Annotated in this window: 26 protein-coding genes and 1 pseudogene; 14 read left to right on the top strand and 13 right to left on the bottom strand. The window is 75.0% G+C overall.

The genetic code is table 11. The features are described 5' to 3' along the window. Positions 1 to 88 precede the first annotated feature (88 nt). Positions 89 to 238, top strand: coding sequence for a hypothetical protein (locus tag ACFYUY_RS11965; RefSeq protein WP_387900200.1), 150 nt, complete (start codon positions 89 to 91; stop codon positions 236 to 238). A 179-nt stretch (positions 239 to 417) separates the two neighbouring features. Here ACFYUY_RS11965 and ACFYUY_RS11960 read toward each other — a convergent pair whose 3' ends face one another. Beyond that, positions 418 to 1,053 (bottom strand): methyltransferase family protein, encoded by a 636-nt coding sequence (locus tag ACFYUY_RS11960; protein WP_387900198.1) that lies wholly within the window; start codon positions 1,051 to 1,053, stop codon positions 418 to 420. A gap of 246 nt (positions 1,054 to 1,299) precedes the next feature. On the opposite strand from ACFYUY_RS11960, the gene ACFYUY_RS11955 reads away from it, so the two are divergent. Continuing rightward, on the top strand, positions 1,300 to 1,602 hold the full coding sequence (locus tag ACFYUY_RS11955) for a DUF4267 domain-containing protein (protein WP_387900197.1): 303 nt from the start codon (positions 1,300 to 1,302) through the stop codon (positions 1,600 to 1,602). 220 nt (positions 1,603 to 1,822) lie between these two features. On the opposite strand, the gene ACFYUY_RS11950 is transcribed toward ACFYUY_RS11955, so the two are convergent. The 3 genes from ACFYUY_RS11950 to ACFYUY_RS11940 form a co-directional block, all read right to left on the bottom strand. Beyond that, complete coding sequence (locus ACFYUY_RS11950; RefSeq protein WP_360206348.1) at positions 1,823 to 2,122, bottom strand: DUF4193 domain-containing protein; 300 nt, start codon at positions 2,120 to 2,122, stop codon at positions 1,823 to 1,825. 196 nt (positions 2,123 to 2,318) lie between these two features. Next, complete coding sequence (locus tag ACFYUY_RS11945) at positions 2,319 to 2,549, bottom strand: hypothetical protein (protein ID WP_387900195.1); 231 nt, start codon at positions 2,547 to 2,549, stop codon at positions 2,319 to 2,321. A 91-nt stretch (positions 2,550 to 2,640) separates the two neighbouring features. Continuing rightward, positions 2,641 to 3,360: a DUF4232 domain-containing protein gene (locus tag ACFYUY_RS11940; protein WP_387900194.1), complete on the bottom strand. Its 720-nt coding sequence runs from the start codon at positions 3,358 to 3,360 to the stop codon at positions 2,641 to 2,643. Positions 3,361 to 3,658: 298 nt separating this feature from the next. On the opposite strand from ACFYUY_RS11940, the gene ACFYUY_RS11935 reads away from it, so the two are divergent. Then, positions 3,659 to 5,149, top strand: a complete 1,491-nt coding sequence (locus tag ACFYUY_RS11935; RefSeq protein ID WP_360206357.1) for an alpha/beta fold hydrolase — start codon at positions 3,659 to 3,661, stop codon at positions 5,147 to 5,149. A 168-nt stretch (positions 5,150 to 5,317) separates the two neighbouring features. Here the strand turns inward: ACFYUY_RS11935 and ACFYUY_RS11930 are convergent, their stop codons facing one another. After that, positions 5,318 to 6,409, bottom strand: a complete 1,092-nt coding sequence (locus ACFYUY_RS11930) for a VWA domain-containing protein (RefSeq protein WP_387900192.1) — start codon at positions 6,407 to 6,409, stop codon at positions 5,318 to 5,320. Between the two features lie 324 nt (positions 6,410 to 6,733). On the opposite strand from ACFYUY_RS11930, the gene ACFYUY_RS11925 reads away from it, so the two are divergent. After that, complete coding sequence (locus ACFYUY_RS11925) at positions 6,734 to 6,979, top strand: amphi-Trp domain-containing protein (RefSeq protein ID WP_360206362.1); 246 nt, start codon at positions 6,734 to 6,736, stop codon at positions 6,977 to 6,979. Between the two features lie 60 nt (positions 6,980 to 7,039). Here the strand turns inward: ACFYUY_RS11925 and ACFYUY_RS11920 are convergent, their stop codons facing one another. Both ACFYUY_RS11920 and ACFYUY_RS11915 read right to left on the bottom strand, forming a co-directional pair. Beyond that, positions 7,040 to 8,020, bottom strand: a complete 981-nt coding sequence (locus ACFYUY_RS11920) for a hypothetical protein (RefSeq protein ID WP_387900190.1) — start codon at positions 8,018 to 8,020, stop codon at positions 7,040 to 7,042. Between the two features lie 284 nt (positions 8,021 to 8,304). Then, positions 8,305 to 8,832 carry a YrhB domain-containing protein gene (locus ACFYUY_RS11915; RefSeq protein ID WP_387900189.1) on the bottom strand — a complete coding sequence of 176 codons (528 nt, stop codon included), beginning with the start codon at positions 8,830 to 8,832 and terminating at the stop codon, positions 8,305 to 8,307. Between the two features lie 198 nt (positions 8,833 to 9,030). Between ACFYUY_RS11915 and ACFYUY_RS11910 the strand changes: the two genes are divergently transcribed. The 3 genes from ACFYUY_RS11910 to ACFYUY_RS11900 all read left to right on the top strand — a co-directional run bounded on the left by ACFYUY_RS11910 (position 9,031) and on the right by ACFYUY_RS11900 (position 11,387). Then, on the top strand, positions 9,031 to 9,687 hold the full coding sequence (locus ACFYUY_RS11910; protein ID WP_387900187.1) for a GPP34 family phosphoprotein: 657 nt from the start codon (positions 9,031 to 9,033) through the stop codon (positions 9,685 to 9,687). Positions 9,688 to 9,842: 155 nt separating this feature from the next. Further along, a complete protein-coding gene (locus tag ACFYUY_RS11905; protein WP_387900185.1) occupies positions 9,843 to 10,628 on the top strand; it encodes a DUF4239 domain-containing protein in 786 nt (261 codons plus the stop codon). Between the two features lie 252 nt (positions 10,629 to 10,880). Further along, complete coding sequence (locus ACFYUY_RS11900; protein ID WP_360206377.1) at positions 10,881 to 11,387, top strand: GNAT family N-acetyltransferase; 507 nt, start codon at positions 10,881 to 10,883, stop codon at positions 11,385 to 11,387. 103 nt (positions 11,388 to 11,490) lie between these two features. Here ACFYUY_RS11900 and ACFYUY_RS11895 read toward each other — a convergent pair whose 3' ends face one another. Both ACFYUY_RS11895 and ACFYUY_RS11890 read right to left on the bottom strand, forming a co-directional pair. Continuing rightward, positions 11,491 to 12,087: a DUF4291 domain-containing protein gene (locus ACFYUY_RS11895; RefSeq protein ID WP_360206379.1), complete on the bottom strand. Its 597-nt coding sequence runs from the start codon at positions 12,085 to 12,087 to the stop codon at positions 11,491 to 11,493. 98 nt (positions 12,088 to 12,185) lie between these two features. Next, positions 12,186 to 12,888, bottom strand: a pseudogene (locus ACFYUY_RS11890) (ArsR/SmtB family transcription factor). A gap of 65 nt (positions 12,889 to 12,953) precedes the next feature. On the opposite strand from ACFYUY_RS11890, the gene ACFYUY_RS11885 reads away from it, so the two are divergent. Both ACFYUY_RS11885 and ACFYUY_RS11880 read left to right on the top strand, forming a co-directional pair. Then, a complete protein-coding gene (locus tag ACFYUY_RS11885) occupies positions 12,954 to 13,814 on the top strand; it encodes a hypothetical protein (RefSeq protein ID WP_387900183.1) in 861 nt (286 codons plus the stop codon). Beyond that, positions 13,811 to 14,584, top strand: a complete 774-nt coding sequence (locus ACFYUY_RS11880) for an isocitrate lyase/phosphoenolpyruvate mutase family protein (RefSeq protein ID WP_387900181.1) — start codon at positions 13,811 to 13,813, stop codon at positions 14,582 to 14,584. The genes ACFYUY_RS11885 and ACFYUY_RS11880 overlap by 4 nt, the downstream gene beginning before the upstream one ends. 245 nt (positions 14,585 to 14,829) lie before the next feature. On the opposite strand, the gene ACFYUY_RS11875 is transcribed toward ACFYUY_RS11880, so the two are convergent. After that, positions 14,830 to 15,837: a GlxA family transcriptional regulator gene (locus ACFYUY_RS11875; RefSeq protein ID WP_387900179.1), complete on the bottom strand. Its 1,008-nt coding sequence runs from the start codon at positions 15,835 to 15,837 to the stop codon at positions 14,830 to 14,832. A 71-nt stretch (positions 15,838 to 15,908) separates the two neighbouring features. Here ACFYUY_RS11875 and ACFYUY_RS11870 point away from each other — a divergent pair, with 71 nt between their 5' ends. Continuing rightward, complete coding sequence (locus tag ACFYUY_RS11870; protein WP_387900177.1) at positions 15,909 to 17,378, top strand: MFS transporter; 1,470 nt, start codon at positions 15,909 to 15,911, stop codon at positions 17,376 to 17,378. A gap of 226 nt (positions 17,379 to 17,604) precedes the next feature. On the opposite strand, the gene ACFYUY_RS11865 is transcribed toward ACFYUY_RS11870, so the two are convergent. Further along, positions 17,605 to 18,024 carry a MarR family winged helix-turn-helix transcriptional regulator gene (locus ACFYUY_RS11865; RefSeq protein WP_387900176.1) on the bottom strand — a complete coding sequence of 140 codons (420 nt, stop codon included), beginning with the start codon at positions 18,022 to 18,024 and terminating at the stop codon, positions 17,605 to 17,607. A 61-nt stretch (positions 18,025 to 18,085) separates the two neighbouring features. Between ACFYUY_RS11865 and ACFYUY_RS11860 the strand changes: the two genes are divergently transcribed. Continuing rightward, positions 18,086 to 18,889: an alpha/beta fold hydrolase gene (locus ACFYUY_RS11860; protein ID WP_387900174.1), complete on the top strand. Its 804-nt coding sequence runs from the start codon at positions 18,086 to 18,088 to the stop codon at positions 18,887 to 18,889. Positions 18,890 to 19,028: 139 nt separating this feature from the next. Here ACFYUY_RS11860 and ACFYUY_RS11855 read toward each other — a convergent pair whose 3' ends face one another. Continuing rightward, positions 19,029 to 20,045, bottom strand: a complete 1,017-nt coding sequence (locus ACFYUY_RS11855; RefSeq protein WP_360206402.1) for an RNA-binding protein — start codon at positions 20,043 to 20,045, stop codon at positions 19,029 to 19,031. 269 nt (positions 20,046 to 20,314) lie between these two features. On the opposite strand from ACFYUY_RS11855, the gene ACFYUY_RS11850 reads away from it, so the two are divergent. Together ACFYUY_RS11850 and ACFYUY_RS11845 are read left to right on the top strand one after the other, a co-directional pair. Then, the gene (locus ACFYUY_RS11850) at positions 20,315 to 20,656 is read left to right on the top strand and encodes a hypothetical protein (RefSeq protein ID WP_387900172.1); all 342 of its coding nucleotides are present in this window, start codon (positions 20,315 to 20,317) and stop codon (positions 20,654 to 20,656) included. A gap of 502 nt (positions 20,657 to 21,158) precedes the next feature. Continuing rightward, positions 21,159 to 21,818 (top strand): hypothetical protein, encoded by a 660-nt coding sequence (locus ACFYUY_RS11845; protein ID WP_387900170.1) that lies wholly within the window; start codon positions 21,159 to 21,161, stop codon positions 21,816 to 21,818. A gap of 24 nt (positions 21,819 to 21,842) precedes the next feature. On the opposite strand, the gene ACFYUY_RS11840 is transcribed toward ACFYUY_RS11845, so the two are convergent. Continuing rightward, a complete protein-coding gene (locus ACFYUY_RS11840; RefSeq protein WP_387900168.1) occupies positions 21,843 to 22,043 on the bottom strand; it encodes a hypothetical protein in 201 nt (66 codons plus the stop codon). Positions 22,044 to 22,155: 112 nt separating this feature from the next. Here ACFYUY_RS11840 and ACFYUY_RS11835 point away from each other — a divergent pair, with 112 nt between their 5' ends. Beyond that, positions 22,156 to 22,620 carry a helix-turn-helix domain-containing protein gene (locus ACFYUY_RS11835; RefSeq protein WP_387900166.1) on the top strand — a complete coding sequence of 155 codons (465 nt, stop codon included), beginning with the start codon at positions 22,156 to 22,158 and terminating at the stop codon, positions 22,618 to 22,620. Positions 22,621 to 22,627 lie beyond the last annotated feature (7 nt).

The following is a 22,627-nucleotide window of genomic DNA, read 5'->3' as shown; positions in this document are numbered from 1 at the left end:
CCGTCACCGGGGCGGGTGAAGCAGGACATGACCGCAGCCGGGGCGGGCAGGCGGACACCATCTGTCCAGCCCTGCTCCGGAGGTGCGCATGTCCGCCGCCATGGTGCTGATGGTCGTCCCGCTCGTCGTCGCGGCCGCCGTGACCGCGGCGTCCCCGCGCGCCGGGGAGCGCCGCGCCGCCCGTTCCCGGAGGATCCGGCGTGCCGGAGGTCACCGGCCCCGGCACGCCCGGCCCTGAACACCGGCCCCTGAACACCGGGCCCCGCGGACCGCCGTCCGCGGGGCCCGGCGGCTCCCGTCCACACCCGGCTGCCGCGGCCGGCAGCAGGTGGGAGGCTGTTCCGGGCGACGGCCCGCTCCGGGCGGCTACCTGCTCCCGGCGGATACCCACTCCCGGCGGGGTGAGCCACCGCCCCGTCAGCGCCGTCGAGGCCCGGCCGGGCCCGAGGCCGCCGGCAGGCCCAGCGGAACCAGCGCCGGGACGCGAGCGCGGTAGGTCTCGTAGGCCGCGCCGAACCGCCCGGCCATCATGGCGTCCTCGGCCCGGACCCGCAGCAGCAACCAGGGCACGGCGACGAGGATGTAGGCGATCCACACGCCGAACCCGCAGGCCGCCATCCCCCCGGCGATCAGGCCCAGCAGGCCGGTGTAGATGGGGTGGCGGACCAGCCGGTAGGGGCCGTCGGTGCGCAGCTCGTGCCGCTCCTGGACGGTCGGCACGCTGGCCCACATCGCCCCCAGGACCCAGCGGGCCCACAGGAGGAGCGCGGTGGACGCCACCGCCAGCAGCGCGCCCGCGACGGCGAGCACCGGCTGCCAGTAGCGAAGGTGTTGCCAGAAGTCCCGGGTCCGGTCGAGCAGGGCGAACAGCGCGTAGCCGCCGCCGACCAGCAGGACCCGACGAAGCATCGAACGGCGCAGCCCGCGCAGCCATCCGCGGAGGCCGGAACGAGCCGCGACCGCGAAGTAGAGGACGCCGGCCGTCCAGGCCGCGCAGAAGATCGCGACGCACGTGCAGGTGAGCGCGACGGTTGCCGAATGCAGAGAGCCCATGGCCCAAGGCTCCTCCGCCACCGGAGGGCTCCACCACCACCCGCGGGTGGACCGCAGGGCCCTCCTTCCACCCGGAGGTGGAGCCGCCCCGGAACGCCCACGGGAACGGCCACGGGAGCGCCCACCGGAACGCCTCGGCGCGCCGCGGACCGGCATCCGGGCCGCGCGCACGCCCGATCGGCCGGGTACGCACGGACATCTGAAAGACCGTCACCGAAGGTGTCCGGACCGCCCCGGCCGGGACCCGTGAGCGGCGACCCTCCCCCGGCCCCGGGTCTGATCCTGCCGAGGAGCACGGCCGTCAACGGCGGCACGCGTCTGTACGCCCATGCCTACGGGGCCAGGGCGATCCCCCTCGCCGCCGTCACGCTCGCCCTCCTCGCGACCGGCGACCGCTCCGCTGCCGCCCCGGTCCTCGCGATCGCCGGCCTGGCCCAGATCGGCGACTCCGCGATCGGCGTGCGGCAGCGCAACCCGGGGATGGCCGTGTGTGCCGGCCTGCTGGCCGTCCTCCACCTCGCCTCGGCGTGGTGGTTCCATGCGCGCTGACCGCAGCCGTGCGCGGGAAGTCGGCGGATCCGACTTCCCGCGCACGGAGGGCCGCGATCACCCGTGGCGGCGGGTGCCTCCGACGCCCGCGGCCGGGGCGCCCCGAACGGACGAAGGGACTCCCCCCGCCCCACGACGGGCCCGGCTCACCGGCGCCCGCGGCCTGCTGCCGTCGACGGGTCGCGGGCGGGCCGGCCCGGGGTACGGGCTCCCCGGGCGGTCAGGACGCGCAGTCGCGACAGATGGGTTGACCGTTGCGGTCCTCGCCCGCGAGCTGGGCACGGTGGTGGACCAGGAAACAGGTCATGCAGGTGAACTCGTCCTCCTGCATGGGCACGACCCGCACGGTGAGCTCCTCACCGGACAGGTCGGCGCCCGGGAGCTCGAGCCCTTCGACGGCCTCGGGCTCCACGTCGACGGCGGAGCTCTGCTTGTCGTCGCGCTGGCTCTTCAGCGCCTCGATGCTGTCGTCGCTGCTCTCGTCGCCGGTGTCACGCGGAGCGTCGTAGTCGGTTGCCAAGGTGGTGCCTTCTCCTCAGGGATTGCTTCCGGCGGGCGGGTCGTCCCGCCCGCCGGCCGACGTAGTGCCGGCCGGGCAGGTTCTCATGGCCGATCCGCCCCGTGGCGCACCACCATCCCACCTCGCCGACCGTACGGCGCGCGAAGGCCGACACGCGGCCCCGTCGAGGTGCCGTCGCCCACCCCGGTCCACGGCGTCACGATCCGCCGGGCAGCGCCCCGTCGGCCGCGGCGAAGGTGAGCCCTCCGGAGCCGAGCGGCCTGCGCCCGCCGGCGGCGCCCTGCCGCGGGATGCCGGGCTCCGGAGCCGACGGTTCCCGGAACGGCAGGCGCTCCACCGGGAGGAGCCGCTCGCGCTCCTCGACCGCGGGCTGGTCGACGAGGGGCTCGGAGAAGGGCTGCCACAGCGGGCGCCGGTCGGCGTTCATGATCACCAGTCTGCCAGTCCGCCCGCCCGACCACCCCCGATTTCCCCACGGCCCCGCCGGGAGGGTGGTGTCGGGGTGGTGTCGGGGTGGGTCACTTGCCGGCGGCGGCCAGGGAGGTGACGGCTTCGGGCACGGTGGGGCGGTAGAGGCCCATCGTGGGGTTGAGGACCCGGGTGCCGCCGTCGAGCGGGAAGTTGTGGGTGTTGGCGAGGGGCATGTTGGTGCCGTCCTGGTCGACCAGCACGTTGACTTCGTTGATGCCGGGGGCGGTGCCGGTGGTGGCGCCGCCGGGGTTGAGGTCGATGACGGCATAGGCGTTCTGGCCGGCGGGGACGGGGAAGCGCGCGGTGCCGCTGGCGAGCACCGGCCTGAGGTTCTTGCTCTGGTCGCGCGCGGCGGAGTTGCCGAGGTCGACCCCCGGGGAGGAGCTCAGGGTGCAGGCGTTCGCGCCCGTGTTGTGCACCTCGATCACCCGCTGCGTCGGCGCCCCCTGGCGTGCGGTCACCCGGATCGTGAGGTTCTGGATGTCGCACGGGTGGTCGGCGGCGGGGGCGGCGCCCGTGGCGGGCGGGGTGTGGGTGGCGGGGCGCGAGGCCGTTGCCGGTGCACCCGTCGCGGGGGCACCGGTGGCCGGGGCGCCCGTCGCCGGGGGCGCGGGCGTCGCCGGCGCGGTGGCCGCCGCGCTCTTCGCGGGGGCCGTCGGCCCGGCGGCCGGGTCGGCGTTGTCCGGTCCGCAGGCGGTCAGCACGAGTCCGGCCCCGGCGACGAGGACGGCGGTGGCGAGCAGCGGGCGGCGGTGACGGACGGACATGAGGACTCCCCGGTGGCGGTGCGTGCTGACTGCTTCGGACACCCAGGATGACGACGGGTCAGGCGTGTTCGGTGGCACCGGTGGCGTCACAGTCGTCAGGACATGACAGAGACGGGACCGTGACATTCCGTCAGTCGTGGGGGTGGTGGCGGTGGTGGGGGTGGTGGGCAGGTGCGGACAGGAGTGGACAGTTCCCGCCGCCGATCGCTCTGGGAAGTGGACATCCGCCACCGCCAGTCTGTGCGGCATGAACCGCCGGGCCGGGCACTCGGCCCGAGGAAGAGCGAGGACCTCCCCCATGACGCACACCAGAACCGCCCGCCGCTGGATCGCCGCCGCGGCCGCCGCGATCACCACCGCCATCGCCGTCCCGGCGATCGCCCAGCCGGAGGACGGCGGGTACGGAGGCCGGGCGAGCCGCATCGACTGGCACGCCTGTGCCGACACCGACTTCACCGGCATGCAGTGCGGCACCATCCGGGTGCCGGTGGAGTGGTCCCGCCCCGGCGGCGCCGACCTCACCCTCTCCCTGGTCCGCCGACCGGCAGACGACCAGGCGCACCGCCAGGGCAGCCTGCTCCTCAACGACGGTGCCGGCGGCTCCTCGATCGAGCAGCTGCGGCTGGCGATGCACATCGGATTCGCGCAGTTCGCCGGGGACATGACCCGCAAGTTCGACGTGGTCGCGGTGGACCCGCGCGGGGTGGGACACAGCACGCCGATCGTCTGCGGCGAGCCGCTCAAGCCCGCCGGGGTCACCCACTTCCCGAAGGACCGGGCCGCCTTCGACGCACTCGCCGCCCACAACCGGGCCTTCGCCGACGACTGCCGGCGCCGCAACGGCCAGCTCACCGCCAACGTCGACCTGACCAGCACCGCGCGGGACTTCGAGGCGGTGCGGATCGGCCTGGGCGAGCAGCAGGTCGACTGGTACGGCATCCACTACAGCACGCTGCTCGGGCGCACCTACGCCGAGCTCTACCCCGGCCGGCTGCGCAGCATGGTCCTCGACACCGCGCTGGACGACACCGGTGCTCCGCTCACCCGCATCACCCAGGAGGCGGCCGCCGCGGAGGAGGCCTTCGACCGCTTCGCCGCCTGGTGCACCGCCGCGGCGGACTGCGCCCTGCACGGCAAGGACGTCGCAACCGTGTACGACGGTCTCGTCGCCGCCGCCGACCGCTCGCCCGTCCCCACCGGCTCCTCCGCCCACCAGCCGCTGACGGGCGAGGACATCCGCGAGGCCACCCAGGGCTTCCTCACCCTGACGTTCCCCGCCTGGCGGGAACTGGCCGAGGCCATCGTCAAGGCCACCGACCCGCAGCGCCCCAACGCGATCGACTTCACCCACGACTCCGACGACACCATGGACCCGGTCCAGGTCCAGGTGCCGGCCTGCCTGGACAACGCCTCGCCGGTGCGCACCTTCGACGACCTGGCCCGTCTGCAGCAGGACCTCGCCCGGGTGTCCCCGCACCTCGGCGGCGCCGTGCGCTCGTACAAGGCGGTGGCCGGATGCCTCGGCTGGCCCGTGCCGGCCCGGCCGGTCAAGGCGGGCGGCCCGGTCGGCGGCGCGCCGGCGGCACTGATCCTGCAGTCCACCCACCAGGCCCTCGCCCCGTTCCAGGCGGGCGCGGCGATGGCCGGACAGCTGCCCGGCAGTGTCGTGCTCGGCCACGAAGGAGACGACTACAGCCTGTTCCTGGTCTCCAAGTGCGCCGCGGCGGCCACCAACCGCTATCTGACCACCCTCGCCCTGCCCGCGGCCGGCACCGTCTGCACCGACTGACCGGCCACCGCCCGTGCCGCGCGACCCCGCAGCTGCGCGGCTGCGCGGTCTCCGGCCCCGCGACCGGCCGTACCGCTCGACCACCGTGCCGCTCGACCTGACGGCTGCGCGACCGCCCGTGCCGCCGGCCCGGTGTTCCGGGGCCGGCGGCACGGGCGGTCGTCGCGGCTACAGCATGACGAGCAGCTTGGTGTCCGGGACCAGCTTCCGGTTGACGGAGGTCGACTGGACGAAGACGGTGTACGCCGGGTTCTCGCCCGGCTTCACGGTGACCTCCGAGGCCGGCAGCCCGAGGAGCCGGCGGGCGGCCGGGCCGGAGAACACCCGGCCGGTCATCTGCCCGGTGGCCGGGTCCTTCTCCGCCACGGCGAGCTGCTTGCTGCCCTGGATCTTCTCCCGCTTGGACAGCTCGTAGTAGGCGCAGCCCGTCTTGTACGCGTGCCCGGAGCGGGTGACGAAGTCGCGGATCGGGCTCGGCTGGTCGACCGGGACGAGGATGTAGCTGCCGGTGTCCAGGGCGTCGAGGTTGGCCGCGACGTCGGCGGTGTTGAGGTCGTGGCCCATGGTGAAGAGGTTCCTGGTGCCGCGTACGCCCTGCTCGCGGCCGCGCAGGAAGCTCGTGGCGGCGGTCTTGACGGTGCCGATGGCCTCCTCGACGCCCTTGCCCGAGTCGGCGTCCCAGATCGCGATGTTTCCCGCGGGGAAGCCGTACTCCTGGGCGGTGCGCTTGGCCAGGGAGTTCGGCACCAGGATCGCCGACGTCCAGTGCTCGGGCAGGTCGTCCAGGGCGCCCTTGATGCGGTCCTTCCACGCGCTCAGGACGGCGGCGCCCTGGCCGGCCTTCATGCGGGTGTGCATCTGGCCGCTCTCCGAACAGCCGGAGGCGTTCTCCTCGCCGTCGGTGACGACGACCTGGAGGAAGGAGTGCTCCCCGTAGCCCTCCCAGATGTTCTTCAGGTCGTCGACGGACTTCACGGCCGCCTCGATGAGCGCCGTCGCGCCGTTGTCGACCCGGTAGAGGCCCTTCAGGGAGGGCAGGTGCTTGACGTCCATGTCCCAGACGAGGTTCTGCACCTCGTGGTCGAAGGCGTAGAGGCTGATGCGGGTCTCGTGGCCGAGCCGGTCGGACTCCTCCTGAAGGCCCTTCACGAACTCGTCCACCACACGGACCAGCTGCGCCTCGTGCTGGCGCATCGAGCCGGACTTGTCGACCACCAGCGAAACGTGGTTGACCTTGTGCTTGATCCTGTTCGCGGACATGGTCCTACCCCTTTCCCAACGCCTTTCCGGCGCCCCCTCCGACGTTGCTCCAACACTATGGGGAGGCACTGACAGTGCCCCCTGACCTGGGGTTTCACGGGGCCGGAATTCACCGGAGGGGAAGGTACCGCCCCTTGGCGGACCACACGGCCGGAATTGCGCCGGGCGAACGTCGGATCCGCCCGGCGAGGACGGAAGGAGCAATTCTTCGGACGCACTCGCGGGCCGGTTTCCGGGCGCCCGGCGGGCTCCGCCGGGCCGCCGGCGGGGTGCGGCGTGAGAATGGGGAGGCACCTGTTGTTCCACCGTCCCGGGAGGCGTCCCGTGAAGGACCTCGAGTTCGAACAGAAGCGCACGCTGTCGCGTGCCGAGGCCGCCGATCAGCTGGAGGCGTTGGCGGCCGCGCTCAGACGCGGCGGCCAGGCCGAGCTGGAGCTCGGGCCCGGGAAGCTGACGCTGCGGATCCCCGACGAGCTGCGCACCGAGATCGAGGTCGAGCTGGAGGACGGCGAGATCGAGCTGGAGATCGAGTTCTCCTGGCGGACCGGGCAGGCGGACGGCGGTGACTGACGGCGGTGACTGACGGCGGCGGCTGCCGGAAGCCGCCGAGGAGCCCGGCGCGGCCCGCTGCTACTGCGGGTTGCCGTTGGCCGCGAGGCGGGAGCTCATCTCCGCGTGGGCGCGCCCGGAGTGGGCGTTGGCCGGGTCGTGGACGAGCCGCAGGTAGTCGTAGAGCACCTGCACGCACTTGTCCCGGGTCGGGTAGGAGGCGTCGGAGGTCAGCGCGAGGTCGTTGGCGACCTCCATCAGCCGGCCGTCGGCATCGGCGTACACCGGGTGCCAGATCAGTCTGACCGCCGGGTTCAGCGCCATGACCAGGCGCAGTTGCGGGACCTCCTGCGCGATGAGGACGCTCTCGGGGTCGTACGCCCGCAGGAAGATGTGGACGGGGCCGCGGGCGCGGCTGACGAAGGCCTTGGACAGGACGTTCCACATGGGCGTCTTGAGCAGCCAGTCCGGGGTCAGGGACAGCTTGTCGACCACGCCGCCGAAGGGCGTGGACTCCAGCGGGGTGTGGCCCTTGGCGCGGGCGTAGTCGCTGACCTCCCGGCCGCCCGACCACAGGGCCAGCGTCGGCGTGTCGATCTCCAGGTAGTCGCCGACGACCTTCACCAGCTCCTGGTACCAGGAGTTCGACGCGCGGTAGTCGCGCTGGTCCTGACGTTCGGTGAACTTCGCCATCGCCTCGTCGTTGAGCTGCCCCTGTTCGGCGATGCCGCCGAGGACGAGCTGCCAGGCCGTCTCGGTGACGTCCGCGGGGAAGCCCGCCTGGGCCATCATGGCCCGGAACGTGCCCCACTCACCGTGCGCGGTGGGGTCGGCGGCGTTGCGCCGCGCCTCCTCCCGGACCGCCCCCGGGTCCTGCTGGCGCTGGATCCGGCGCGTCACCGCGGCGTTGCCCACCGTCCGCTGGAGCACGCCCAGTCCGGCCGGGCTCGCGGACCGGCCGGCGGCCTGCTGCGAGCCTTGGTGCGGGGCCGCGTCCCGGGTTCGTCGCCGCGGCGCCGTCTCGGGTGTCGGCGCGACCGCGGGTGTCTCCGTCTTCCGCACTCTCCCCAGCCCCTCCACGTCCCTGCGTCCCTGCCCGGCCCCGGCGGGGCCGAGACTAGGGCCTCGCGGCGGCTGCCGGGAGGGCCGGAAGGGCAGTCCGCGGGCACCGGTGGGGGGCGGCGCGGGCGGCGGCGGGGGCAGCGGGACGGGGCGCCGGACGGGAGGGCGGCGCCCCCGGGCAGGGGCGGAGCGAGGGCGGGCAGCCGGACGGCGACGCGGGAACGGCGGCAGGGACGCGGGCGGGGGCGGGGACTCAGGCGAGGGGCGGGGACGCGGGCGGGGGCTCAGGCGAGGGGACCGGCCAGGGTCTCGATGTCCGGTTCCTCCGTCCAGGTGAGGCGCACCAGGTCCGGGGCGGGGCGCTCCCCCCTGGCGACGGTCACGGTGAAGTCCTTGGCCTCCCGCAGTCCGAGGGCGGGTGCCCGCCTGCGCAGGTACTGCATCGCGGCCGCCGTACCGCTGGTGCGGAGGACCTCCCGCAGGGCGATCACCAGCGGGTCGAAGCCGGTGCCGCCCTTGACCTGGCGGAGGTAGCGCTCCTGCCAGTCGTCCGTGTACGCGAGCGGGGACAACCAGTGGACGCTGCCGTCGAAGCGGTCCACCAGGTACGTCCCGCACCAGCCGGTGGTCCGCAGGCGGAGGTCGCCGGTGCGGAGGTACTCCGCCGAGTCCACGGCCAGCAGCCATCCGACCTCGTGCTCCTGCGCGCCGGCCACGGCGAGCTCGGGGAAAGACCATTCGGCCGGCGACTCCTCCCACTGGCGGGCCAGTTGGGCTTCCACGAGCTCGACCGCACGGTCCCTGGTGATCACCGTTCCATGCTCCACCCCGCGTCAACCGGGTTTCCCGGGCCCGCGGGCGCACGGGGTGCAGGGCACGGCGGGCGCTCCGGCGCGGGGGGCGTACCGACCGGAGGAGGACGGCGGCCGGACGGGTGGTCCTGCGGGTGGAGGGGCAGTCCGTCCTGCGGGCTGACGGCGGGCAGTCGGGCGCGCCGTATCGTCGGTGCCATGAGCCGAGCACTGCATCTGGCCACCTACCTGCTGGCCTTCGACACCGAGGCCCGGACCCTGCAGGACCGCGCCCGCGCCGGTTTCCTGGTGCGCGCCGCGGCCCTGGCCGAGCTCGCCCGCCGGGGTGCCGCCGCCGAGGACGACGGGGGCCGGGTCCGGGTCGTCCGCGCCGACCCCACCGGGGACGGCGTGCTCGACGCGCTGCTCGCCGACCTGGGCGGCGAGCAGCGCACCTGGAAGTCGTGGATCAAGCGCGGGCGCGAGGACACCCTGGAGGCCGTCGAGGAACGGCTCGCGGTGCTCGGCGTCATGACCGTGACGGACCGCGACCCCTACGGCCCGGTCGCGCCGCGGCGCGCCGTGGCGATGGAGGACCCGCGCGAGGCCCTGGACCTCCAGGTGCGGGTGGCCGGGCTCGTGCGCGGCACCGCCCCCGTCGCCGACGTGCCGTACGAGGAGGCGGTGCTCGCGGCCCTGGCCGCCCACGGGCACCTGCGGCTGGTGCTCTCCCGCCACGACCGCAGGGAGCACGCCGACCGGATCGCCGCGTTCACCGACCGGGTCGCCGTCGAGGCCGCCCCGGGGCTGGCCCGGGCGGTGTCCGGGCTGAACCTGACCATGGTCGCCGCCCAGGGCGGGATGGGCGGCGGCTGACGGGCGCCCCGGGGTTTCTCCGGCGCCGCGCGCCCGGGTGCGGGTTAGCCTCGGCCGTGGGCCCGGCAGCCCGCCCCGGGCCGCGGGAATGGCCTGACCAGCACGGCAAGCCACCCTGACCACCGCAGCCGGCCGACCGGCCGTCGAGGAGCACCGTGGAGCTCTGGCTGTTGAACCACACCCCGGCCGCGCCCCTGGCGGTGCTGGGGGTCGGGGGCTTCGTGCTGCTGGCCCTGGCGGGCAGCGTCCTGGCCGCGCGCCGGTTCCCGGCGCTCGCGGACGGCGAGCACAACGAGATGGTCGGCGTGGTGCTGGGGATGTTCGGCGCGATCTACGGCATCATCCTGGCGTTCGTCATCGTCAACCTGTGGACCGAGCTGCAGGACACGGGCAGGGTCGTGTCCACCGAGGCGACCGCGGTGTCCCAGATCGCCCGCGACGCCCGGGCCTTCCCGCCCGCGACCCGGGAGGCGGTGTACGCGGCCGTCCACGGCTACGTACACGCCGTCGTCGAGGACCAGTGGCCCCTGATGCGGGCCGGGAAGGGCGACTCCGCGGTGACCACCCGGGCGCTCGACGGGATGTACGGGGCCCTCGCGGACTACCAGCCCGAAACCCCCTCCGAACAGGCCTTCTACGCCCAGGCCCTGGACAGCCTGAACGACGTCGCCGCCCAGCGGCGGGCCCGGATCGCCGTGAGCCACGGCCAGCTGCCGACCCTGCTGCAGGTGCTGATCTTCGGCGGTGCCGTGGTGATCACGCTGACCGCCTTCCTGTACGGCATCCGGAGCCGGCGGATGCGGCTGCTGTTCGTCGGTTCGGTGGCCGCGCTCGTCGGCTTCAGCCTGCTCCTGGTCATCGTCCTCGACCGGCCGTTCTCCGGGTACATGAGCGTCTCCCCGCAGCCGTTCAAGGACAGTGCGCTCGCCCGGTTCTGGTGACCTGGTCTTCGGAACCGGCGTGAACACCCTTTGCTGATGAATCATCATATTGCTTGCACTGCAGGGTGATTGCGGACATCCCTGGCCGGAGCCTTCCCTCCAGGACGGGCTGCGTCCACCGGGTGAGGCGGACGCCACCGCGGACGGCGGCCCGGCGTCCGGCGCAGTGTCCAGCGCCGCATCCGGCCCGGTGTCCGGCGCCGGGCCGGAAATCCGGTGGTTCACCGAAGCCCCGAGGTACAGACTGGCCGGATGCCCACCCTGGAGCTCCTGCGTCCCGACCACGCCGAGGCCCTGCTGGCGTTCGAGCGCGCCAACCGCGCGTACTTCGCCCGTAGCATCCCCGACCGCGGCGACGCCTACTTCGCCGAGTTCCCGGCCCGCCACGCCGCCCTGCTCGCCGAACAGACCGGGGGCACCTGCAGGTTCCACGTGGTGCGCGACGCCGGCGGGGAACTCCTCGGCCGCGTCAACCTGGTCGACCTCGCCGAGGGCGGCGCCGAACTCGGCTACCGCATCGCCGAATCCGCCGCCGGCCGCGGCATCGCCTCCGCCGCCGTCGCCGAGGTCTGCCGGCTCGCCGCCACCGTCTACGGCCTCGACTTCCTCACCGCCGCCACCACCCTCGACAACCCCGCCTCGCAGGCGGTCCTCGCCCGCAACGGCTTCCAGGTCCGGCACGAGTTCCGCCTCGACGACCGGGCCGCCCTCGCCTACCGACGCGACCTGGCCGACCTCCGCCCGACGCCCCTGGCTTGACGTCCGACCAGTCGTGTTCGACCACCTGCTGCGCGTGAAGCGCCTTCCCGGGGCCCGGGGCGAGCTGACGAGGGGTCCGCAGGCGCCGGTCGTCGGTGACGGCTCAGCCGCGCAGATGCGCCAGCAGTCCGTCGCCCGCCGGGTAGGGGCTCTCTGCGGGGAGGAGTCGGCGGGCGGCGTCGAGAGCTCCGTCCCTGACGTGGGCACGGATCGTGTGGGCGAGCGTGGTGACGTCACTGATCGAGACGATCCACTCGTCCGCGTAGCGCTCGGCGGCCTCACCGGCGAGGCCGAGCTGCAGGGAGCGGTGAGCGAGCGGCTGGAGGTGCAGGTCGCGTTCGGGGTCCCACTGCACGCGCGCCGGGGCCCGCTTGAGCCGGCGCTTCCAGCCGGCGCGGTCGGGATGCAGCCCGTGCTCGTAGTGCGACAGGCAGGCGTTCTCCAAGGCCCATTCGAAGCCCTCGCGGGTGATCTCGACCGCGAGGACGGTCTCCTGGCCTTCCTTGGCGGCCCATCCGCAGCGGTACATCATCCAGAGGAACGACGGCTTGATCCACGTCATCCGGTCCCGCCGCCAGGCCGCGGGGAAGCGGCGGCCGTCGAGTGCGGCGGGCAGGCCGATCTCCGGCGCGTACGCCTGGTAGACCGTCACGGTGGTGGGCGTATGGAGGGCGCGGATCTGGTGCTTGGGTACTGACACGGTGACCAGGGTCGATGGTGGGTGCGCTTCGCGCCATCGAATTACCAGGGGATGGAACCGGCCGAGCACCCGGTGAAGGGCGTCCGAGGGCCGGGGCGTCACCGAGCGGCTGTCGCCTCCGGTCGGACGCCGAGGAGGTCGTGCAGTGCCCGGGTGCCGGACGGGGTGACCCGCAGGGCTCGGCCGGAGCCGATCCGTTCCACCCAGGCCCGGTCCAGCGCCGTGCGGCACAGTGCCGCGCCCAGGGCCCCGCCGACGTGGGTGCGGCGCTCCGTCCAGTCCAGGCAGCTGCGCACCACCGGGCGGGCGCCCCGGCGGCCCGCGCGGGGCGGGAGCTCGATGGCCTGCTCGGCCAGCCAGGCGCGGCCGTGCTCGGTGACGGTGAGGCCGGCCTCGTCGGCGAGCAGCCCGCGGTCGAGGAGGGCGTCCGCGACGGCCACGCCGAGGCGGCCGGCCAGGTGGTCGTAGCAGGTCCCGGGCACGGGCCTCGGCACTCAGCCGGGTGGCCTCGCGCAGGGTGCGCGGTGCGGGTGCGCCGCGTTCCGCGAAGGCGGTGAGGTCCTCGATCAGGGTGGCGACGGTCTGGTCGGCCAGCCGGACGTAGCGGTGCCGGCCCTGGCGTTCCTCGGCCAGCAGGCCGCCCTCGATCAGCCGGGACAGGTGCTCGCTGGCCGTGGACGGCGCGACGCCGGCGTGCCGGGCCAGTTCGCGCGCCGTCCAGGCGCGTCCGTCGAGCAGCGCGGTGCAGAAGGCGGCGCGGGTGGGGTCGGCGAGCAGGGCGGCGAAGCGGGCGAGCGACATGCCCCCATGGTCGCGCGGGAACGGTTCGGCCGGGGCCGAAACGACGTGGTCCTAGCGTGGCGGGCATGACGGAACCCATCGTGTTCGACCGCTACGACGACGTGATCGCGGCCCTGGCGGACGCATCCCTGGTGCCGCCTCCGGCCGCGGACGGGCCGCCGGGTGGGGTGGCCTGGTTGCGGGCTCGGGTGGCCCGGTTCGGCTCGGGCGAAGTCCACGCCCGGCGCCGCGCCCTGGTCGAGGCCGACCTCGCCTCCCTGGACCCCGGTGCACTGCGTCGGGCCGCGGCGACCGGGTGTGCGTCCGACGTGCGGCTGCGGGTCGTGCGGGCGCTCGCCGCGCAGCTCGGGCTGGCCGAGCCGGAGGCGGTGGCGCGGGACGTGGTGCTGGTGGCGCGGGCGTACTTCGCGGACGCGCCGGACGATCCGGAGGCGGACGCGGCGGTGGCGAGGCTGCTGCCCGCGATGGGGTGCGGGGAGGCGGGGGCCGAGCAGGAGGACCCGGGGCAGGAGGGCGCAGGAGGGGAGGACACGGGCCAGGAAGGCGCCGGACGGGAAAGCGCCGGACGGGAAGGGGCCGGGCAGGAGCGGGCCGCGAACCGGATCGGTCTGCTCGTCCAGGCCTGCGAGGCCACGGCCGCCCTGGTCGAGCACGCACGCCGGGGGACGGGCCTGGAGGCTGCCCTGCGGGATGATCCGCCGGTGCGGATGATGCGGCGGGTCGCCGCCCGGGACACCGCCGTGGCCGGGGTCGCGCTGCCCGCCGGGACGCCGGTGCTGCTCGACCTCGTCGCCGCCCAGGAGCCGGACCGCGAACCGCTCACCTTCGGGGCGTCGCCCCGCATCTGCCCGGGCCGGGCGCACGCCCTGGCCATCGCCGGCGGCATCCTGCACGGTGCCTCCGCTCTCGGAGAGGAATCACGATGACCCCGTTCGCCGCCCTGCACCACCGGCCCGGCCGGCCGCTGCTGCTCCCGAACGCCTGGGACCACGCCTCAGCGGCGGCCCTGGCCGCCGAGGGGTTCACCGCGATCGGGACCACCAGCCTCGGGGTGGCGGCCGCGGCCGGCCTGCCCGACGGCACGGCCGCCACCCGTGAGGAGACGCTGCGGCTGGCCCGCGGGCTCGGGCGCGGGGGCTTCCTGCTCAGTGTCGACGTGGAGTCCGGCTTCAGCGACGACCCGGAGGAAGTCGCCTCACTGGCCGTGGAGTTGGCCCGGGCCGGGGTGGTGGGGATCAACCTGGAGGACGGCCGGGCGGACGGCACGCTCGGGCCCGTCGCCGTCCACGCGGCGAAGGTCGCGGCGGTGAAGGCGGCCGTGCCGGAGATGTTCGTGAACGCGCGTACGGACACCTACTGGACCGGGCAGGCCGACCCCGGCCCGGAGACCGCCCGGCGCCTCGACGCCTACCAACGCGCGGGTGCCGACGGCGTGTTCGTGCCCGGGCTGGCCACACCCGGCGCCATCGCGGAGCTGGCGGGCCGGCTGACCGCCCCGCTCAACGTCCTCTGGTCGCCCGAGGGCCCGGGTCTCGCCGAGCTCGCCGACCTCGGCGTGGCCCGGGTCAGCCTCGGCTCGCTGCTCTACCGCGCCGCACTGGGTGCGGCCGTCGACGCGGCGAGGGCGGTGCGGACGGGCGCGCCGGTCGGCCCGGTGCCCGGGTACGCGCAGGTGCAGGCGCTGGGCGAACGCTGAGGGGCCGGGGCCACGGGTCGGGGGCCTTCACGGGGGTCCGTCGCCGGGCGAGCCGCGCGGCCGGCCCGGCGACGACGTCGTCGGGGGTGCGGGCGCGGCCGGGCGGGCCGCCCTCGAACCGCACCCGTGCGCCGACGGGTGCGGTGCCGTGGGCGCCCCGCTACCGGGGCGGGGCCACGGGACGTTCTCGCCGTGCTCCGCGTGGATCCGCGTGGATCCGCGTCCAGGGCGTCGGCGGCTGCCGCCTATCCGGCCCGAACGGCCTGCCCGGGCACGCTGGCGCGGAAGGCGCGCCGGTAGGCGGCGGGCGTGGTGTGCAGGGCCTCGTGGAAGCGGCGACGCAGGTTGACGGCCGAGGAGAGGCCGACGCGGCGCGCGATGGTCTCCACGGGCAGATCGGTCTCCTCCAGCAGCGCCCGGGTCGCGGCGATCCGCCGGTCCAGCAGCCAACGGCCGGGGCTGACGCCGAGCTGTTCGGTGAAGCGCCGGGTCAGCGTGCGGGCCGAGACCTGCGAGCGAAGCGCCATCTCGGCGACGCTGACCGGCTGGTCGAGGTGTCCTGACAGCCATTCCAGCAGCGGGGCGAGCGAGTCGGGGACCGGCCCGGAGGTGGGCAGATCGGCGTACTGGAGCTGGCAGCCCTCGCGGTGCGGCGGCATCACCATCTGCCGGGCCACGCGCATGGCGTACGCGGCGCCCTGGTCGGCACTGACCAGGTGCAGGCAGAGGTCCACGCTGGCCGCCGAGCCTGCACTGGTGGCGACGTCGCCGTGGTCCACGTAGAGCACGGCGGGGTCGACCCGGGCCTGCGGGTGGCGGGCGGCCAGTTCGGCGGCCCGGGCCCAGTGGGTGGCGGCCCGCCGGCCGTCCAGCAGTCCGGCGGCGGCGGGGACGAACGCTCCCGAGCAGAGGCCGACGATCCGCGCGCCACGCCGGTGCGCCCGGCGGACGGCCTCCACCACCGCGGGCGGAACCTCGGTGTCGGCCGGCCGTGGCCAGCCCGGGACCAGCACGGTGTCGGCGCGTTCCAGTGCCTCCAGGCCCGCCGTGACCACCAGGTCGTAGCCGGCCTCGGTGCGCACCGGGCCGGGGTGCTCGGTGCAGACCTCGAAGGCGTAGCGGGCGGGGACCGCGGGGCCGTGGTCGCCGAACACCTCGCTGGCGCAGGCGAGCGGGAAGGTCGGCTGCGGGGGCTGCAGCAGGGCGACGACACGGTGCAGTTCCGGGGGCTTCGGCGGCGGACGGAGCGTCATGGCGTGAAAGTACCCGATCGTGTCGGTCGGGACACTGGGGCCGGGCAAGTGGTCCAGACCAGTATCGGTGCGTGACCACCGCACCGACTCCCCGACCCCGGCCCCTGCCGCTGCCCCCGGCGCGGCGCCGACCCCTGGCCGCGGGCCTCCCCGCGACCCAGCCCGCGGCCCGACCGTCGGCCCGACCGGGGCCCCCGGCCGCACCTCCGGCTCCGCCCGCACCGCCGCCCGGCCGGCCCCCGCTGTGGGACCGGCGCTTCACCCTCTACTTCACCGCCCGCGCGGTCTCGCTGCTCGGCGACGCGATGATGCCGGTGGCCGCCGCCCTCGCGGTCGGCGCGCTGTACGGGGTCTCCGGGGTCGGCTTCGTGCTCGGCACCTGGACCGCGACGGTCGTCGCCCTGGTCCTGTTCGGCGGAGTGCTCGCCGACCGGATCGGCGCCCGCCGGATGATGGTCGGAGCCGACCTCGCCCGGGTGCTCACCCAGGGCGTGCTGGCGGCCGCGTTCCTCGCCGGCCCGCCGCCGTTCTGGCTGCTGGTCACCATGGCGGCCCTGGCCGGTGCGGCCACCGCGATGTTCCAGCCCGGCGTGAACGGGATGGTGCCGCTGGTCGCCCGCGAACCGCAGCGGGCCAACGCCACGCTCAAGGTGGCCGACGCGCTCGCCCAACTCCTCGGCCCGGCCCTGGCCGGGCTGCTGATCACCCTCGCCGGCGCCGGTACCGTGTACGCGATCGACGCCGGCACCTTCCTCGTCAGCGCCCTGTGCCTGGCCCTCGTGCGGGTCGACACCCGGACCGGCGCCGACTCCCCCGGCCGCGGCGGCGGATCGTTCCGGAGCGACCTGCGCCAGGGCTGGCAGGAGTTCCGCGCGCGCACCTGGATGTGGGCGGTGATCCTGATCTGGGTGGGCTACGGCGTGCTGCTGTTCGGCCCGTTGGTGCCGCTCGCTTCTGCCCTGGTCGGCACCCGCCTCGGCCCCGACGCCTACGGGCTGGCGGTCTCCTTCCTGGGCGTGGGGACGGTGCTCGGCGGCCTGCTGGCGCTGCGGCTGCGCCCGGCCCGACCACTGGCCGCCGGTGCGGCGGCGATGGTGCTGTACGCGGTACTGCCGCTGGGCGTGGGAGTGCGCGCGGGGCTGCCCGTGCTGCTGGTGTGCCACGTCCTCGGCGGCGGCGCCTGGGCCTTCTGGTCGGTCATGTGGGCGACCAGCGTGCAGACCCACACCCCGCCCGCGGTGCTCAACCGGGTCACCGCGTACGAGCTGGCGGGCTCGGTGTCCGGGATCGCGCTCGGCCAGATCCTCGCCGGGCCGGCCACCGCGTTGGCCTCCCCCGCGCACCTGCTGCTGGTTTCGGCGCTCGCCTGCCTGGCCGGCTGCGTGGCGCTGTTCGCGATCCCGGCGATCCGCACCCTGCCCGCCGTCGCCCCCGCTGTCGTCCCCGCTGTCGTCCCCGCGGACGGCGAGGCGGGCGACGAGGTGGACGGCCGGCCTGGCGGCGGGGCTGGTGGCGGCCCGGACGGCCCTGCGGACCGTTGACACCGCCGGACCGATCACACCGCCGGGCGGTCGGCGCCGCCGGCCGGTCCGCCGGACCGGCGCGGATCGCGGGGTCGAGCGGGGCCGCCGTCCGGCGGGCCGCGGTGCACGGACGGGCGCGCCGGTCGGCCCGGTGCCGGGGTACGCACAGGTGCAGGCGCCGGGGTACGCGCAGGTGCAGGCGCCGGGCGAGCGCCGAGGACCGGGGCCTTCCGGGGCCCTCGGGTCACGCGCCCTGTTCCTCCGTGAGGCGCCGGAGCAGGGTGAGCAGGGTCGCGCGCTCCGCATCGGGCAGGGGCGCGAAGCACGCGGCGAGCACCTCGTCGGCGACCTGGTGGCCGGCCGCCAGGACCTGCTCACCCGCAGGGGTGAGGTGGTGCTCCAGGCGCCGACCGTGCCCCGGCCTGCGGTCGACGAGGCCCTGGGCCGTGAGGCGGCCGACGAGCGTCCCGAAGGCCTGCTCGGTCTGGAAGGTCGCTGCGGCGAGCTCGCGCCCCGAGGCGCCGGGCGATCGGCTGATCGCCCGCAGGGCGTCCCATTGAGCGAGGGTCGTGCCGGTGGCCGAGAGCGCGCTGTCGAGCGCCCGGTGCTGCCGGTACTGGGCCTGCTTGACCGCCCTGCCGAGTTCTTGCAGCTCATTACGCATGGGGCGAGTCTACCGAACAACCAAGCTAGCTTATATAAAGATATTTAGTTACAGTGGAGGCATGCCCACAGACACCCCGCACGCACCCGCCGGCCCGCCCTCGGACCTCCCCCTCCGGCTCGACGAGTCCGGAACCGGCAGGCCCGTCCTCGTCCTCCACGGGGGCGGGGGCCCCGCCACCGTCGCCGGCCTCGCCCGACACCTCTCCCGCACCACCCGCACCATCACGCCCGTGCACCCCGGATGGGACGGATCCCCCCGCCCCGCATGGCTCACCGGCATCGACGACCTGGCCCGCGCCTACCTGCGGCTCCTGCACGACCGAGCGCTGCGCGACGTCCTCGTCGTCGGCTCCTCGCTCGGCGGCTGGACGGCCGCGGAGATGGCCGTGCGCGACACCGCCGGAATCATCACCGGCCTCGTCCTGATCGACGCGGTCGGCGTGCACGTCGAGACGGAACCCATCGCGGACGTCTCCGCCCTCGACGCCCGCGGCCTCGCCGAGCTCTCCTGGCACGACCCGGACCGCTACCACGTCGCCGACCTCCCGGCCGAGGAACTCGCCCGCAGGCAGGCCAACGCCGCGACCATGCGCCTGCTCGCCGGCGACCCCTACATGCACGACCCCGAGCTGCTGCAGCGGCTCGGCGGCGTCCAGGTGCCCACCCTCCTGCTCTGGGGCGCCAGCGATCGCGTCGTCACGCCCGCCTACGGCGCGGCCTACGCCGGCGCGTTCGGCAACGGCCGACTCGAGGTCGTCCCGGAGGCCGGCCACCTGCCGCACGTCGAACAGCCGGAGGCCACCTTCGCCCTGATCGACGCCCACCTGCAGCGGACGGGCACCCGCACCGTCACCATCGGGTAGCCGGCGCCCACGGCGGCCCGGGGCGGGTCGGTCGCGCCACCACCGGATCGGTCGGGGCGAGGCGGGGGCGGTCGGGGGAGGTCCGGGCGATGCCGGGGCGGCGCCCGGGGCGCCCGGGGTGTCTCGGGCCGACGCCCCACTACGGGCACGCACCCACGGCTCCGCCCCCGCCCCGGTCCCCGCCGCCCGGGATCGGTTCGGTGCTCCAGCGGGCCCGCACCACGCCGTCGGGGTCCGGCAGGACTGCCGTGAGCAGCGGCGCACGCTCGTCGACGTACACCGACAGGACGGCGGCTGCCCGTGCGTCGGCGATCCGGGCGGCGACGGCCTCGAACTCGTCCTCGTCGACGACCACCCCGGTGATGCGGCCGTCCTGGTCCTCCCAGACGACCTCGACCAGGGAGTCCTCGCCGGTGAGGGCGGCCAGCACGCCGGCGACGTCCGGGGACAGGTCCGGCCAGACGGCCAGTCGTGCCCGCGGGGCCAGTCCGGCCCGCACCGCGGCGACGGAGCCCTCCGTCAGCCGGTGCCAGCGCGAGGCGTTGTCGACGTGCACCTCCTCCAGCAGCGCCGCCCGGCCCGCCGCCACGCTGCGCCGCACCCGGGCCCAGAAGGCGTCGTCGGCCGGGTGCCGCTCGCCCCGGCCGTCCGGTTCGACGTCGTACGGGGACGCGTCCTCCGGCTCCGGGAAGAGCCCCAGCGCGCGGGTGCGGGCCACCGCCGCCGGGCAGGGCCGGGCGCTGCCCACGTACACGTACTGGTCCCAGCCGACGTGGACGGCGAAGGCGCCCTCGGCCTCCAGGCGGCACCAGGCGCCGCTGTCCCGCAGCATGGCCCGCACCAGCTCCAGGGCCACCGGCAGCGGCACCCGGGCCCCGTCGTGGTAGCCGGTGAGGTCGGGCGGGAAGAGGCCGGCCAGGCCGTGGCCCTCGACCGGGGGCTCCAGGCCGAAGTGCGTGAAGCCGGGCGCGACCTGCGGCTCACGGACCTCCAGGTGCCGCACCCCGCTCTCCTCCGCGAAGGCGGCGATCGCCGCGAGGTAGGCGGCCTCGACCGGGCCGTGGTCACTGACCGGGTCGAGCGTCCCGACGTAGGCGCCGCGATCGTCCCGGTCGGCGGGGTCGTACTTGGTGATCCGGTGGACGTGGGGCAGCACGTCACCACCCCCCGGCGGCGGGGAGGGACGTCGCCGCGCGGGGCGCGAGGGACTGCTGACGAGCACGGGGAGAATTCACCGGGCCATCGTGCCGGAAACCACCGCAGCACGTCCCGACATATACCGATCGCGAATTGTTCGGGCAGCCCTAACTCGCCAAAACAACAAGGCCGTTCGCGTTTTTACAAGTCAGTCGATCCGCCGGTGGGCGAGGCTTGCGCCGAAAGCCTGAACCGTCCCCGACTCGTCTTCGGAGAAACGGATCCCTCATGCGTCTCAGGAAAATCGCGGCCGTCGGCCTGCTCGCCCTCACCGCCACGGTCGCCAGCGTCGGAACGGCCAACGCCGAGAACGACTGGATCTACGGCGCCTACGGCTACCACGACCCCAACCGGCACATGTTCGGCATCGGCGACACCGAGGCCGACGGCCAGTACCCCTACGTGCAGTGGAAGGTCAACGGCGTCTCGCAGGACCCCATCCCCAACTACAACGGCAAGGGGAGCTGGCGCGACGAGCCCAACCCGAGCTACATGTGGGGGCAGAGCCTGGCCTGGCGCATCTGCCGCTCCAACGGCTCCTGCTCGCGCTGGCACTACGAGACCGTCTGACGGCCGGCGCCCGCACCGTGCCCGCACCGCCGCTCCCCACCCGGGGCGGCGGGGCGGGCCGTTCGCCGTACGGCGGACTTTCCACATCCGCATTCGAGGGTCCGTCGGCTGTCGCGTTCGGCGGCTGAATCGACGACACCGCAGGAATTCCCCCCACGGGACGGGAAGGGGGCGTTTCGATTCCGGATCCGACTGCCGGCCGGATTCGGTCCGGGTGAGTCCCGCCCGGCCCCGCCCGGTCCGGACTGGGCCGGTCCGAACTGGGCCGGTCCGAACAGGGCCGGTGCAGCCGGGAATTCCCGCTGTTCGGCGGATTCGGCAGTGGCGCGGGCGATGTGGCACGACCGGGCCCGGGGCGCGAGCCGCCCACCGTCGCCGCACCGACCCCGCGCCCCGGCTCCCACCACCCCGCACCGCCCGTGGGAGCATTCCTGGTCAACGGCAGGCCCGCCCGGACGAGGTGCGGTGACCGCCGACGACACGGCAAGGGGTTGGCAGCACCATGGGGGACATCCCGGCCGAGCAGCGGCGCATCCTGCAGTCGCCTCCGCCCGAACTCGTCGCGGAGGCCGCGGCGAACCCCGGCGGGTCGATCGCGGCGATCGACTACGCCTACATCGGCGATCCCGACGGCTACGTTCCGGCCGAGGCCGTCCGGGGCGTCTGGCGGGTCGGCCCGGACGGGAAGCTGACCGGCGAGTTCGAGGAGAACCCGGGCTACGGCCCGCCCAAGGACGACTTCGCCAGGCTCACCGACTCCGACCACTGGCTCGAGTGGCTCGGCGATCCCGCCGCCGCGGTGCGCGGCTCCATCGTGGACTGCCTGACCAGCCAGGCGCCGGGAGCGGTGGTGGAATGGGTCAAGATCCTCGACGATCCGCGCTACCTCACCGGCGGGCCGCGCAGCCCCGAACGCGACGACCTGATGATCGTCCGGCGGGCCGGGCTGGCCGCCTCCTTCGCCCTGGCCGTCACCGCGCCCGGACGCGAGCGGGACGTCCTCACCGGCGTCTTCAGCTGGGTCGCGGTCGGGCTCGACCGGCCCGGGGAGCGGAAGGACCGGGTCTGGCTGGACCTCCGGGCCGACCTGGACTGGGCGGCAGCGGAACTCGGCAAGCGGATCCACCTCGTCGGCGAGCCGGAGCAGGAGCCGGGGGCCTGAACCCCCGTCCGGTGTGGTGCGCGCTCAGCTCAGGAGTTGGGTGAGGGCGCCGGCGACGACGGCGGCGAGGGTGAGCACGGCGGCGAAGGCCGCGGCGGCGCGGGTCAGGGCGGTCGGGTGGGTCGCGCCGTCCAGGCGGGCCAGGACGGCCGCGCCGACGGCGGCCAGCAGCGCGAACACGACGAGCACGCCGGCGGCGAGCAGCAGGAGGGCGAGACGGGTCACGGTGGTCTCCCTTGAGGCGGTGGGGTGTTGACGTGCCCTACGCTTCCGGGAGCGGTGTTCGCCGTGGTGCGCACGGACGAGGACGAACACCGTCGAACACACCGTCCTGGGGGTGGAGATGCCGTACGAGGAGGACACCGGCCGGGCGGGCGACGGCCCGCTCGCCGAACTGCGCAGGCACCTGGCCGACGGCCGGGCCCTGGCCGGGCTGAACGTGACCGAGCTGGCCGCCCGGGCTCGGCTGGGCCGCACCACCGTGCACGAGGCGCTGCGGGTCGGCGGGCCCGTTCCGACGACCGACACCGTCGCGGCGCTGGCGCGCGCCCTTCGTCTGCCGACCCGGGAGCTGCTGGACCTTCGACGCGCCGCACTCCGGGAGGCGGATCCCGGGGCAAGCACTGCGGCCGGCGCGGGCACCGGCACGGGCACCGGGACGCCCGGTGCCGGGCGGCAGGGCACCGGCGGGGTGTGGGTCCGCAACGAGCTGAGCGGCACCGTCCACGGAATGGTGATCCAGGCCGGGACGGTGCACGTCCACCCCGGCACCGGCGGAACGACGGACCGGGACGGGGACTGACGTGGCG

This window comes from Kitasatospora sp. NPDC004745 (genome assembly GCF_042873275.1).
Lineage (GTDB): Bacteria > Actinomycetota > Actinomycetes > Streptomycetales > Streptomycetaceae > Kitasatospora.
This window is presented reverse-complemented; position numbering and strand designations above follow the sequence as displayed.

Coding starts and splice junctions, on each gene's coding strand:
- ACFYUY_RS11965 (WP_387900200.1), top strand. CDS start 89: ATGTCCGCCGCCATGGTGCTGATGGTCGTCCCGCTCGTCGTCGCGGCC.
- ACFYUY_RS11960 (WP_387900198.1), bottom strand. CDS start 1,053: ATGGGCTCTCTGCATTCGGCAACCGTCGCGCTCACCTGCACGTGCGTC.
- ACFYUY_RS11945 (WP_387900195.1), bottom strand. CDS start 2,549: ATGAACGCCGACCGGCGCCCGCTGTGGCAGCCCTTCTCCGAGCCCCTC.
- ACFYUY_RS11940 (WP_387900194.1), bottom strand. CDS start 3,360: ATGTCCGTCCGTCACCGCCGCCCGCTGCTCGCCACCGCCGTCCTCGTC.
- ACFYUY_RS11935 (WP_360206357.1), top strand. CDS start 3,659: ATGACGCACACCAGAACCGCCCGCCGCTGGATCGCCGCCGCGGCCGCC.
- ACFYUY_RS11930 (WP_387900192.1), bottom strand. CDS start 6,409: ATGTCCGCGAACAGGATCAAGCACAAGGTCAACCACGTTTCGCTGGTG.
- ACFYUY_RS11910 (WP_387900187.1), top strand. CDS start 9,031: ATGAGCCGAGCACTGCATCTGGCCACCTACCTGCTGGCCTTCGACACC.
- ACFYUY_RS11900 (WP_360206377.1), top strand. CDS start 10,881: ATGCCCACCCTGGAGCTCCTGCGTCCCGACCACGCCGAGGCCCTGCTG.
- ACFYUY_RS11885 (WP_387900183.1), top strand. CDS start 12,954: ATGACGGAACCCATCGTGTTCGACCGCTACGACGACGTGATCGCGGCC.
- ACFYUY_RS11880 (WP_387900181.1), top strand. CDS start 13,811: ATGACCCCGTTCGCCGCCCTGCACCACCGGCCCGGCCGGCCGCTGCTG.
- ACFYUY_RS11875 (WP_387900179.1), bottom strand. CDS start 15,837: ATGACGCTCCGTCCGCCGCCGAAGCCCCCGGAACTGCACCGTGTCGTC.
- ACFYUY_RS11865 (WP_387900176.1), bottom strand. CDS start 18,024: ATGCGTAATGAGCTGCAAGAACTCGGCAGGGCGGTCAAGCAGGCCCAG.
- ACFYUY_RS11860 (WP_387900174.1), top strand. CDS start 18,086: ATGCCCACAGACACCCCGCACGCACCCGCCGGCCCGCCCTCGGACCTC.
- ACFYUY_RS11850 (WP_387900172.1), top strand. CDS start 20,315: ATGCGTCTCAGGAAAATCGCGGCCGTCGGCCTGCTCGCCCTCACCGCC.
- ACFYUY_RS11845 (WP_387900170.1), top strand. CDS start 21,159: ATGGGGGACATCCCGGCCGAGCAGCGGCGCATCCTGCAGTCGCCTCCG.